Annotated in this window: 10 protein-coding genes and 1 other RNA gene; 1 reads left to right on the plus strand and 10 read right to left on the minus strand. The window is 57.2% G+C overall.

What is annotated here, in order from left to right; all coding sequences use genetic code 11:
- Positions 1-222: 222 nt before the first annotated feature.
- Positions 223-3,099, minus strand: a complete 2,877-nt coding sequence (gene secA, locus CE168_RS04280; RefSeq protein WP_099571267.1) for a preprotein translocase subunit SecA — start codon at positions 3,097-3,099, stop codon at positions 223-225.
- Positions 3,100-3,311: 212 nt separating this feature from the next.
- Positions 3,312-3,983, minus strand: coding sequence for a ribosome hibernation-promoting factor, HPF/YfiA family (hpf, locus tag CE168_RS04285; protein WP_099571268.1), 672 nt, complete (start codon positions 3,981-3,983; stop codon positions 3,312-3,314).
- A 177-nt stretch (positions 3,984-4,160) separates the two neighbouring features.
- Here hpf and rnpB point away from each other — a divergent pair.
- Positions 4,161-4,523, plus strand: an RNA gene (rnpB, locus tag CE168_RS04290) — RNase P RNA component class A.
- 73 nt (positions 4,524-4,596) lie between these two features.
- On the opposite strand, the gene CE168_RS04295 is transcribed toward rnpB, so the two are convergent.
- From CE168_RS04295 to miaA, 8 genes are all read right to left on the minus strand, one after another.
- A complete protein-coding gene (locus CE168_RS04295) occupies positions 4,597-5,277 on the minus strand; it encodes a regulatory protein RecX (protein ID WP_099571269.1) in 681 nt (226 codons plus the stop codon).
- A gap of 3 nt (positions 5,278-5,280) precedes the next feature.
- A complete protein-coding gene (gene recA, locus CE168_RS04300) occupies positions 5,281-6,462 on the minus strand; it encodes a recombinase RecA (RefSeq protein WP_099571270.1) in 1,182 nt (393 codons plus the stop codon).
- Between the two features lie 254 nt (positions 6,463-6,716).
- Positions 6,717-6,950 (minus strand): DUF3046 domain-containing protein, encoded by a 234-nt coding sequence (locus CE168_RS04305; RefSeq protein WP_180753391.1) that lies wholly within the window; start codon positions 6,948-6,950, stop codon positions 6,717-6,719.
- A 90-nt stretch (positions 6,951-7,040) separates the two neighbouring features.
- Positions 7,041-7,553, minus strand: a complete 513-nt coding sequence (locus CE168_RS04310; RefSeq protein WP_099571271.1) for a helix-turn-helix domain-containing protein — start codon at positions 7,551-7,553, stop codon at positions 7,041-7,043.
- A gap of 59 nt (positions 7,554-7,612) precedes the next feature.
- Positions 7,613-8,179 carry a CinA family protein gene (locus tag CE168_RS04315; protein WP_099571272.1) on the minus strand — a complete coding sequence of 189 codons (567 nt, stop codon included), beginning with the start codon at positions 8,177-8,179 and terminating at the stop codon, positions 7,613-7,615.
- A gap of 7 nt (positions 8,180-8,186) precedes the next feature.
- A complete protein-coding gene (pgsA, locus tag CE168_RS04320) occupies positions 8,187-8,867 on the minus strand; it encodes a CDP-diacylglycerol--glycerol-3-phosphate 3-phosphatidyltransferase (protein ID WP_099571273.1) in 681 nt (226 codons plus the stop codon).
- 67 nt (positions 8,868-8,934) lie between these two features.
- A complete protein-coding gene (locus CE168_RS04325; RefSeq protein ID WP_099571495.1) occupies positions 8,935-11,733 on the minus strand; it encodes an FtsK/SpoIIIE family DNA translocase in 2,799 nt (932 codons plus the stop codon).
- 138 nt (positions 11,734-11,871) lie between these two features.
- On the minus strand, positions 11,872-12,855 hold the full coding sequence (gene miaA, locus CE168_RS04330; protein WP_099571497.1) for a tRNA (adenosine(37)-N6)-dimethylallyltransferase MiaA: 984 nt from the start codon (positions 12,853-12,855) through the stop codon (positions 11,872-11,874).
- Between the last annotated feature and the right edge of the window lie 43 nt (positions 12,856-12,898).

Consider the following 12,898-nt stretch of genomic DNA (forward strand, 5'->3'; position numbering starts at 1 on the left):
TATGATGCCGCTTATTGTATCGGGTCTACGTTTCTTGGTTTTCCAACGTCCATATCACGAACAGATGATTACACAAACCGTCCCACTTATAAAATGCACAGACAATTCCGATATTGATCTCACGTATATCAGATGGCAAAAGAACGAATTAAAAAAGCGGTCTGCGAAAAATCCGCAGACCGCCTTCGCCATGCGCGAATCATCAACGCACTATCTCATGCGTCACTGCTCGTTCTGTCCGTGGCACATCTTGTACTTGCGACCGGAACCACACGGACACTGGGCGTTCTTGCCAGTTCCCGGGAAGGTACGGCCATCCGCCCATGGGGAGTGCAATTCCGCGCTCTTCGGACGCTTGTTGGCCGGAACTTTGCCTTCGGCGTGGCTGATCGGCTGCATGCCAACGATGCCAGGTTCGTTCTTCTGCTCGTCGGCCAGTTCGTCGATGACGGTCTTTTCGGACTCATCATCGGTTTCCGGCTCGGCAGGAGCAATTTCGCCGGTAGGTTCGGTCTCGCCTTCCAGTCCCATCACCGCTTCAGCCGCGTTCACGGCCTCATCCTCGTCGGATTCGGTATCGGTGTCTTCGGTGGTGGCGACACGATCGATATCGACATGGAACAGCAGCTGGATGGTCTCCTCCTTGATCGCTTCGATCATGGAGTTGTACATCTGGTAGCCTTCGCGCTGGTATTCGACCAGCGGATCGCGCTGGCCCATGCCACGCAGCCCGATACCATCCTTGAGATAATCCATCTCATACAGGTGTTCACGCCACTTGCGGTCAAGAACCGCGAGCACGACACGACGTTCCAGCTGACGCAGACCCTCTTCACCAAGCTTGCCTTCGAAGTCGATATACTGGTCCTTGGCGTCGGAAACGATAAGCTCCTGCAAGGCCACGACGGCCTTGTCTCCCTTGAGCTTGGAGACAGCATCCTTGGCTGCTTCCGGATCGACGGCAATCGGGTACACGGCGTTCAGAGCCTTGAACAGGCCTTCCCAATCCCAATCCTTCGGCTTGTCAGAGCCCTTGTTGGCGCCCTTGATGTAGCTCAATACCGTATCGTCGATGAACTTGAGGATATCCTCGTGGATGTCCTCGCCCTTCAGTACGGCCTGACGCTCGGCGTAGATGACGGTGCGCTGCTTGTTCATCACATCGTCGTACTTGAGCACGTTCTTACGGATTTCGAAGTTACGTGATTCCACGGCCTTCTGTGCGGTGCGCACGCCCTTGGAAACGCTCTTCGCCTCGATCGGCTCGCCTTCCGGCATGCCCTTGGCCATAACGCGGGCCACAAGCTGCGTGTTGAACAGACGCATCAGATCGTCTTCGAGCGACAGATAGAAACGGGACTCGCCCGGATCACCCTGACGTCCGGAACGGCCACGCAGCTGATTGTCGATACGGCGGGACTCGTGACGCTCGGTACCAAGCACGTACAGACCGCCGAGCTCGACGACCTCTTCATGCTCGTCCTTGACCTGCTCCTTGATTTCGGCCAAGGTGCCCGGCCAACGCTTTTCATACTCGTCCGGAGTGTCATCCGGAGAGTAACCTTCGGACTTGAGCTTCGCATCGGCGAGGAATTCGACGTTGCCGCCGAGCATGATATCGGTACCACGGCCTGCCATGTTGGTAGCCACGGTGACGGCGCCCTTACGGCCTGCGACGGCCACGACGGCGGCTTCCTTGTCATGCTGCTTCGCGTTCAGCACTTGGTGAGGAATGTTGGCAACGTCAAGCAGGGACGACACGATTTCAGAGGATTCCACGGAAGCGGTACCCAGCAGCACCGGCTGGCCCTTCTTGTGGCGCTTGGCCACATCACGCACGATGGCGGCCAGCTTCTCCTTCTTGGTACGGAAAATCAGATCGTCCTTGTCTTCGCGAATCATCGGCTTGTTGGTCGGAATCGGGAGCACGCCCAGCTTGTAGGTGCCCATGAACTCCGCGGCCTCGGTTTCTGCGGTACCGGTCATGCCCGACAGCTTGTCGTACATACGGAAGTAGTTCTGCAGGGTAATGGTGGCGAAGGTCTGGTTCTCAGCCTTGACTTCCACGTTTTCCTTGGCTTCGATGGCCTGATGCAGGCCCTCATTGTAGCGACGCCCCGGCAGGATACGGCCGGTGTGTTCGTCGACGATGAGCACCTCGCCGCCGGTCACCACGTAGTCGCGGTCGCGCAGGAACAGTTCCTTGGCCTTGATGGCGTTGTTCAGGTAGCCGATCAGCGCGGTGTTGTTCGGCTCGTACAGGTTGTCGATGCCGAGATAATCCTCGATCTTGTTGATGCCTGGATCAAGAATGCCGACAACCTTCTTTTTCTCGTCGACCTCATAATCCTCGTCGCGGGTGAGCTTGAGCACCAGACGTGCGAACTGGCGGTACCAACGGGTCACGTCGCCTTCGGCCGGACCGGAAATGATCAACGGGGTACGGGCCTCGTCGATGAGAATGGAGTCAACCTCATCGACGATGGCGAAGTGGTGGCCGCGCTGCACCAAATCGGACTTTTCCCACGCCATGTTGTCGCGCAGGTAGTCGAAACCGAACTCGTTGTTGGTGCCGTAGGTGATGTCGGCGTTGTACTGCTTGCGGCGCTCCGGCGGCTTCTGGTTGGTGATGATGCAGCCGGTGCTCATGCCAAGGAAGCGGTAGACACGGCCCATGAGTTCGGCCTGATAGCTTGCCAGATAGTCGTTGACGGTGACGACATGCACGCCTTGGCCGTCAAGCGCGTTCAGGTATGCCGGCAGGGTTGCCACAAGGGTCTTGCCTTCACCGGTCTTCATTTCGGCGATGTTGCCCCAGTGCAATGCCGCGCCGCCCATGAGCTGCACGTCGAAGTGACGCAGACCCAAGGTGCGCTTGGACGCCTCACGTACGGTGGCGAAGGCTTCCGGCATCAGCTTGTCGAGTGATTCGCCGTTGTCGAGACGCTGCTTGAACTTGGCGGTCTGTCCCTTAAGCTCCTCGTCGTTGAGCGCTGCGATCTCGTCCTCCAGCGCGTTGGTTGCCTGAGCGACGTGCTCAAGCTTCTTGATCTGTCGGCCTTCGCCCATTCGCAGGGCTTTGTCAACGATATCTACCACAATCACTCCCTTTGTGTATGTGAGTTACCTTGTCCGAGACTAGTCGCTATTTAGCGATTTTCGAAAAACATCGTCCATTTTACGTAATTTCCAGCGTGTTGCATCTTCCCGCCATTTAAAGCACCTTCTCAAACATGAAAAGAGGCTCGCACGTACGACGCGCGAGCCTCCGTTCGGTCAGATCATCTCCCTATCCAACCATGTTGCATGTCTTACTTTGCCACGTTCTCCGGGGTGTCGATCTCGAAGACGCCATAGCTCCAGCCGTGACGATGGTAGACAACGGACGGACGGCCGGTTTCCTTGTTCACGAACAGGAAGAAATCGTGTCCGATCAGTTCCATCTCATACAGTGCCTCATCGATGGTCATCGGCTCCGCGATATGCAGCTTGCGACGGATGACGATCGGAGTGTCGCCTACCTGGACCTCGACGGACTCGCCTGGACCAAGTTCGGCGGCGACGGCGTCGGCCGGGCTGTTGTTCGGCTCTTCGACCTCTTCCTCAGCGGTCTCCTCGACTTCCGGAGTCGGCTCGACGACGCCAAGATCAACCGGGACCGGATCGCTGTAGCCACGACGATGATCCTTGCGACGATCACGGGTGCGACGCAGACGGAGGGTCAGCTTGTCGAGAGCCATGTCCAAAGCGCTGAACTCGTCGGCGCTTGAAGCCTCGGCACGCACCACAGTACGACCGGCGATGACAGTGATTTCAACGCGCTTGGCAGTATCGGCCTGACGCGGATTGCCCTCATGCGACAGCACAATCTGAACACGCTGCGCATCCGGAGCGATAGCGGTCACACGATTCATCTTGCTTTCGACAACGTCACGGAACCTTTGCTTGATCTGCGTATGACGTCCGGTAACGACGATTTCCATGTGGACCTCCCTAGACTCAAGCGGTGTTACCCGCTATATACGGACCAAACAGCTGCTTCGCTGTTCGGTAGTCAACATTGTAGCCGCAACATTGTGATTTCACTGAAAAGTTGACGAAAGAATAATAAAGTTTTTTTGATTTTCCTTTCGTCCGTTTTCTTGCTATCATAGTGCGTTTGAGACCTCTTGATGGCCGCGACCGATCCGTCGGTTGAGGAACTTCCGGGCTCCATAGAGCACGATGGCGGATAACGTCCGCCCAGGGAGACCTGAGAGATAGCGCAGCAGAGAACAGACCGCCTATCGGTTTCGACCGGTAGGTAAGGGTGAAACGGCGGTGTAAGAGACCACCGGGCCACTGGTAACAGTCGGCCGCATGGCAAGCCTCATCGGGAGCAAGGCCAAGCAGAAGGCGTTTGAGGGCTGCTCGCCCGAAGCCTTCGGGTAGGCTGCTAGAGCCTGGCGGCAACGTCAGGTCGAGATGGATGGCCATCCGTGCCTAAGGCACGACAGAACCCGGGGTATAAGAGGTCTCACTCCCTTATCGCATCGACCGATCCCCGTGGCGAAACAGTGTTCAAAAACCGCATAGCCACTATGCGAATCAGCCGTTTCAGACGAACAATTCCTGTGCGATTTCCCGCAGAACTTCAGGATTATGGCCTTTCCTACCACCAGCACTCCAGAACCGTCTTTTACGCACCTCGACATCCAATCCAGCAGTTTTTCTCGCCGTCCGACGTCCCAGCTCCCATGCGGCCTCGGCGAACACGCCTTGGGATTCGGCCTCATCGCACACACGTTGCGCAAGCTGGCGGTCCACACCTTTGCGTTTGAGCTCCATAACCGCTCCCCTATGCCCCATCAGTCGTGATGCGCAGTACCGCACCGCGGACTGGGCGTACGCCTCGTCATCGATGAGACGAACCCGAATCAGTCTGGCAATCACATCGTCCACTATTTCGGGAGCGTACCCTTTGCCAACGAGTCGCTCCCTCACCGCACCTGACGGACGCGGCGCCGCATCAAGCAACCGGAGGGCGGCCTCCCTGCACGCATCCAGATTATTCGGATCGTCAGGGGTTCGCGACACGCCGACCACGACACGCCCTGCGTGTCGTGCGTGTCGCGCACGCTTCGGCGTGTCTTCTTCATCATTGCGCAAAACCTGTCCGCAGCCGGATTCGATTCGGTCGTCCTGCAGCCGCCCGCCGCAGGCAAGGGCAGGGCCCCCAGCCTCGGACGATACCGGCTGGAGGCCCTGCTGTTCAAGAAATTGCTCGGCACTGATCATACGTCATGCCTTGTCGGCGGTCTTGGAAGACCTTACCGCGCCCTTGGCCGTTTCCGGCTTGGCAGCAGATTTCGCCTTTTCCTCGCCCTTGGCATCCTTCGCCGACGCATCGTCACTATCCTCGGCGAATTGGTCGGTAGGCTCAATGAGGCCGAATTCGGCTTTCACCTTATTCTCGATCTCTTCAGTGAGCTCCGGGTTGTCTTTGAGGAACTGACGCACGTTCTCACGCCCCTGCCCCAGTTGATCGCCACCATACGTGAACCACGATCCAGACTTCTTCACGACATTGACCTGCAACGCCATGTCAAGTACAGATCCTTCTTTGGAAATCCCCTCGCCGTACAGCACGTCGAACTCAGCAGTCTTGAATGGTGGAGCCATCTTGTTCTTGACGACCTTGACCTTGGTGCGGTTGCCCACAGCCTCGTCGCCGTTCTTGATGGTCTGGATGCGACGAATATCCATGCGGACGGACGAGTAGAACTTCAATGCCTTGCCACCGGTGGTCGTTTCCGGATTGCCAAAGAACACGCCGATCTTCTCACGAAGCTGGTTGATGAAGATGGCCGTGGTGCCCGCCTGAGCCAAAGCGCCAGTCATCTTACGCAATGCCTGGCTCATCAGTCGCGCCTGCAAACCGACGTGGCTGTCGCCCATTTCACCTTCGATTTCGGCCTTCGGCACCAATGCCGCCACGGAATCGATGACGATCACGTCAAGCGCTCCAGAACGAATCAGCATATCCGCGATCTCCAGCGCCTGTTCGCCGTTATCGGGCTGGGAGACGATTAGCGAATCCGTGTCGACGCCAAGCTTGCGCGCATAGACAGGATCAAGCGCATGCTCCGCATCGATGAACGCGGCGACCCCACCGTTTTTCTGAGCATTGGCCACCACATGCAGCGCCAGCGTAGTCTTGCCGGAGGATTCCGGACCGTAGATCTCCACAATACGACCCTTCGGCAAACCTCCGATGCCCAATGCCATATCCAATGCCAGTGATCCGGTAGGAATCACCTCGACATCCTGCTCGGGACGATCGCCTAATCGCATGGCTGACCCCTTGCCGAAACTCTTCTCGACCTGCGCAAGCGCCGTATCAAGCGCGGCCTGACGACGCGGGTCGATGCCGTTCGCGGACTTGTTCTGTGCGGCTCCCTTTGCCGCGCTCGTCTGTGCCATGACTACTCCTTCTGCCGACTATGACGAATGGTGGCTTCACCGTAAGGCCACAGCATTCGTTCTTGCAAATCCAACGACCGTTGTGGTCGGAAGACATGCAATCCAACGAGTCATAAACCAACATTCCTTGGAAAATCAACATTCTCACGCGACTTGAGGAATTTGGAAACAGCCCGTTTATGTTGTTGTCTGTGGATAACTATATCCCAACATGCGAACATCTGTTCGAAAAGGTGTGTTGTATTCGAAAAAACTCAACGAACCGGCATGGGAGGCGCGTTATGATCTTTGCCCCAACGTTGGGAATCCGGGATGCCCATCTGGTCGCATAGCACATTCCAGACCACTCGAGGCTCCTCGCCCGCACTGAGCGCGTCGACCGCCGTCATACCGCCAAGGCGATCAAGTACCTGATCATGAGCCAACGATCGACCATAGCTACGTCCGAGCACTTCCTCAAGCAACTGCCAAAATTCACGTTCCTGCACGCGCCCCAGTGTACACAGACTTGATTTATATACGAAAAGAGAAACGCCCAGCGAACAATCGCCGGGCGTCATCATGTCATATTCCACAAATCAGACAGTCACGGAATCAAGATAGTCAGCCACCATGCGAAGCATCTGGGCTGTGGACAACCCCAAGGACTGCGCGATGGACGACAGTAGCTCAGAGCTGGCTTCCTTCTGCCCGCGTTCCACTTCGGAAAGGTACCCCAACGACACACCGGCCTTTTCGCTGACCTCACGAAGCGTCCTATGGTCTCGCGTGCGCAGGTCACGCAGCACATGACCGATGGCCTCGCGCAACGAAACCTCCTTGGCCTCATCAGACCGCTCCGGAGCATGCTGCACAGCATGCGTGCGTACACGCTCGGAGTCCTCTTCCTGCCACATTCGCGTCAACGCGGCCTGACGCTCGTCCTTGGCTTTCTTGGCCGCACGAGCACGGAGCACCTGCTGCTGCGCGAACATCACCGCACGCCTCTGAGCTGGTGTGAGTTCCCTGACACGAGCCCCGGCAGCCTGCGCGGTTGCGGGGGCCATAGCCTTGAGTTCCCTCTGTTCTTCGGTGAGTGTCATCGTTTCCATTCATCAGCCCCTTTTCGTGCGTACGTCTGTCCATTATGGTCAACACTCATCTTTGTAGATTATTCCTGTGAATCCACTGAAAGCTCCCTCAGTTTTTGCAGAATACAATGCACGACTCCACGCCGTACGCTTTCCCTATCTCCCTGCAGGCGCAGCTCGAAAGCCTCCGTTCGCCTGGAGCGAACAGATCCAAAACCGTCCGGCAGGGAACAGCCGACGTAGGCAAGTCCCGCAGGCTTGTCTCCGTCAGGTCCAGGACCTGCAACACCGGTGGTCGACAATCCGACGACACAATCGCCGTCCTCCCGCTGCCGGTACAGCCTCGCCGTTCCGAAAGCCATCTGGCGCGCCACTTCGGGATGGACAGCCCCCTCTCGGCGCAACAACTCGGCATCCACACCAAGAATCGACGCCTTGGCGCGAATGTCGTATGTCACGGCGGAGCCAAGAAACACTTTCGACGCCCCCGGCACACGCACGAAAGCATCGGCCAGCAAACCTCCCGTCAACGACTCGGCCGCCGCGATTTTGAAACGATTAGTTTCGCAATATGCAAGAACGGCCGCCGCCAATTCATCGCATTGCGATTGGTTGGCGGCAGCCGTCTGGTTCAAGGATTCAACCATGAATACCCTACTTGGTTTCTTTTCCGGTCTTGTCTGCGGGCTTCTTACGACCGCCGAAAGTATTAACCAGATACTCGCCGCCGGAATACAGGCAGAGAATCAGCGCAAGATAAATCAGCGCGTACGTGATGATGTAGTAGACGGTCATCCACATCGGGATGTCGTTAAACCCTTTCGGAGCCAAGCTCCACATCGGCAGCATCAACATAGCCAGACCGATGCACTGGCAGAGCGTCTTGTACTTGCCCGCCTGGGATGCGGCGATAACCTTGCCGCCCGTGTCGATCACGAAGAAGCGCATGATGGTGATACCGATCTCACGAATCAGGAACAGGGCGGTCACGACCCATCCCAGCACCGGATTACCGAATTCGTTGAAGATGGCGGCAACGATCAGTGTGCCACAGGTGAGCAGTTTGTCGGCGATCGGATCCATCAGCTTGCCAAGCTCAGTAACTTGGTCGTATTTGCGAGCCATCCAACCGTCAAGCTTATCGGTGCATGCCGCGATGATGAAGATGACCGCGGCAACCCAACGCATGGTGACGTTGTCCACGCCCCACGCGCCGGCTTTGGCGTACAGCACCAAAAACACGATGACCAAGATGATACGAGAGAAGGTGACAAGGTTCGGCGGCGCATTCCAGCCGTCAAGCAACGATGATTTGCGTTCTTCTTGCTTTTCCATACCGTTCACGTTACCCTGACACTTCTACTTGCTTACCAATTTGCGTTTCACACGGAGCGTTCCCCGATCACATCGCCTCTTCGGAATCCGCTGCCGAAGAAGCTGCCGAATTCAGCGACGAGGTCTCGCCTTTGATGAAGGCGAGCACCTGCGGCAGATCCTGGGGCTGCACCAACACCTCACGCGCCTTGGACCCTTCGGACGGCCCCACGATGCCACGCGACTCCAGCAGATCCATGAGACGTCCTGCCTTGGCGAATCCGACGCGCAGCTTGCGCTGCAACATGGACGTCGAGCCGAACTGCGATGTGACCACCAGTTCCGCCGCCTGCAACAGCACGTCCATATCGCCGCCGATGTCTTCATCCGGTTCGATGGCCTTCTTGTCGGCTTCCTTGGACATTTCCTCGATATCTTCGCGGTAATGTGGCTTGCGCTGAGTGCGCACGAACTCCACCGCACGACGGATTTCCGATTCGTCGACCCATGCGCCCTGCACGCGCAACGGTTTGGCCTGTCCCATCGGCAAGAACAGCGCATCGCCCTGACCGATCAGGGTTTCCGCCCCGGTGGAGTCGAGGATGACTCGAGAATCCGTGGCGGACGAGGTCGCGAAAGCAAGTCGTGAAGGAATATTCGCCTTGATCAGACCAGTGACCACATCAACCGACGGACGCTGGGTGGCGAGCACCAGATGCACACCTGCCGCTCGCGCCAGCTGCGTGATGCGCTGGATGGAGCTTTCCACATCGTTCTTGGCCACCATCATCAGATCGGCCATCTCGTCGACGACCACCAGAATGTATGGATATGGGGCGACCTTCCGTTTCGACCCGGCCGGCGCGTGCACTTTGCCTGCACGCACGGCCGCATTGAAATCCTTGATGTGACGGAATCCAAAGAATTCAAGATCGCTGTAGCGAGCATCCATCTCCTTGACCACCCATTCAAGCGCCTGCGCGGCCTTCTTCGGATCGGTGATGATCGGCGTGAGCAGATGCGGTATGCCCGCGTATGCCGACAATTCCACTCGTTTCGGATCAACCATGATCATGCGCACCTGGTCAGGCGTCGACCTCATAATCACAGATGTCAGCATGGAGTTAATGAAACTGGACTTACCGGAACCGGTGGCACCTGCCACCAGAAGATGCGGCATCTTGGTGAGGTCGGCCGTTACAAAATGACCTTCCACATCCTTGCCCACACCTGTGAGCATAGGGTTCGGATCATTCCTTGCCTTGTCCGAACGAAGCACGTCACCAAGCACCACGGTTTCACGATCGGTGTTCGGTATTTCGATGCCGATGGCAGACTTGCCCTCGATCACCGACAGGATGCGCACGTCGGAGCTGGCCACCGCATAGGCGATGTTCTTCTGCAGATTGGTGACCTTCTCCACTTTCACGCCAGGACCAAGCTCCACCTCGTACATGGTTACGGATGGACCGCGCAGGAAGCCGATGACTTTGGCATCGACGTTGAATTGCTGGAAGGTGACCGTAAGCGCACGAATCACACGATCGTTCTCCGGCGTGTGCACGGCGTGCGGCGCGCCTTGCTTCAGCATGCCGAGGTCAGGTAGATGGTATGGGCCTTCCGGAATCTCGTCGGATTCATCGGAAACGCCTTCTTCGCTCAAACCGCCATTCAGATCGTCTACGACCTCGTTGGTCGCCGCATCGACCATGACCTGCGTTCCGTTGGATGTGCCGTTCTCATCGATGACCGCCCACGGATCGTCCGCAGCCACGCCGATTGACTTGATTTCACTGGATGGCACCGCTCCAACCATCGCAGGGACGGTTTCTGGAATTTTCGGCATGGTGCCACTTGCAATTCCGATCGGATCTGACGAAAGGGAACGCGCCACAGGCATCTGAGTCATGACGACGGTTCCGCCAGAATCCTGAGCGGAATGTTCGCTGGATGAAATGCTGCGCGGCTGCGAAACACTCTGATATGGTTCGTCAAGCATGGTTTCCGCCGTTTCGCCATGTCGTTCGGCGGCATTGCGAAACGCCTCATCGCCGTCATAGTATTCGAGTCCGCCCTGAGCGCCCTGTTTCTTGGTTTTTGATGATATCAACTGCTTTAAGCGAGAAAACAGCATCGGTTTCTTCTCTTCGGCTGCCGCATCGTCGGTCCCATCATGCGCCGGCACTCCCTCGGCAAAGGACAGCGTGGTATCTCCGATGCGCACCTCATTCGGGAATTGCTCAGTCTCGTCATCGTCCGTCTTATTTGCACCGAAACCAAAACGGGACATCAACGCGCATATTTTGTCGGGAACCTCATCAACCCGCGTACGGGTGATCAGCAACAGCGAAAACAGAATGACGACCGCGAAAATAACGATGGCAAATGCTTTGGAAAGCCCCCATGCCAACGGGCAACCAAGCACGTAGCCGAGCAATCCTCCCGATTTCTGCAGCAGTGCCATATCGAAGCCTTGGATGTCGGACGCAAGCGCCGCGTCAAGTATGGAACAGACAGACCACAAGATCATGGACCATCCCGTCGCCATACGCGCATTGTCGCTTTTGCGCTGGGTTTTATGCATAAGGCTGAACACCACTAGCATTAGGAAAACCGGCAAAATGATGCTCATCAGGCCAAACAATCCGGAAGCCATGGCATGGAGCGCCCGGCCGAACGCACCTTGCACCCGGAACCATTCCGAGGCGCAGAACAGCACCGCGAGAATCACCAGAACAAAACATGTGATGTCGCGCCTGTACTTGGTCAAGACGCCCATCACTGGCGATGGTTCGACCGCGTCCATGACCTTGGTCTCGCCGGAACGGGCCTTGCCAGCGGATCTTTTGCCGCTGGATTTCGTGTTGGAAGATGCTGTTCGTGCCATAACGGTCATGATTTTACCCATGGGATGAACCATGACATGTCATTTCCTCGAATCGCACACATTTTCTAACTTAAGGCGGAGGGGAGGCATGATACTGCGAATGAAACCCCGTTGCCAATATGGCAGCGGGGTTTCATTTCAGGCGAGGTCTCCGAGATGATGCTGGGTGTAGGCGTCCGCCTGCACGTCTATGGCGTCGTAGGCGCCTGCATCGGCATGCTCGATGATGGCCATCGCATTGTCTAGCAGCGCCGGATTGAGCGCTTGGAGCCAGTGGATGCGCGGGTCACGGCCGAACCATCCCATCTGTTTGCGTGCCAGACGCTTCGTTTTCTGTGCGATGTCCATGAACGTGTCGTTCAGGTCACGCAACCCGTCCAAATAGTCGACGACCTGCTGGTAACCGAGCGCTTTGGCTGCGGTGATGCCCAGTTTGGGGCGTATGCGCTCCACTTCTTCGATGAATCCGCCTTCGAGCATCTGCTTGGTGCGAATGTCGATGCGACGGTCCAGTTCCTCCCGAGGCAGATCGAGACCGATTTGCACGGTAGGAATGACGTACCGATAGTGCGGAAGGCTTGCCGAATAGGGACGTCCCGTCACTTCGATGACTTCCAGCGCGCGGATGGTTCGTCTCGGATTGTGCGGGTCCATGCGCGCCGCCGCTTCGGGATCCTTGGCCTTCAGCTCGTCGAACAGCGCGCCCGCACCTTCGGCTTTCTCCCGTTCCTCAAGCGCCTTGCGTACTTGCGGGTCGGTGCCGGGGAAGGAGATGTCGTCGATAGCCGCCCGTGCGTACAGGCCGGAACCTCCAACAAGAATCGGACGCACTCCCCTGGCCTGTAGTTCGGCTATTTTCTCGCGGGCGAGCTCTTGGAACCGCGCCACGGACATGGCATCGTCCGGTTCGATGATATCGATGAGATGATGCCTGACCTGCGCCTGCTCCTCCGGGCTCGCTTTGGCCGTACCGATATCCATGCCCCGATACATCTGGTATGCGTCGGCGTTGATGATTTCCGCCTGTTCGCCTTTGCGCGCCAACGCTTTGGCGACGGCAATGCCCAACCCGGTTTTGCCGGATGCGGTTGGACCGACAATGGATACGACCTTACGCTGCAAGGCAGGATCGGCATCCCCTGTTTTGCCTGTTGTTTCAGAAGTC

Origin of the sequence: Bifidobacterium sp. N5G01 (assembly GCF_002742425.1) — a bacterium.
GTDB classification, from domain to species: domain Bacteria; phylum Actinomycetota; class Actinomycetes; order Actinomycetales; family Bifidobacteriaceae; genus Bifidobacterium; species Bifidobacterium hominis.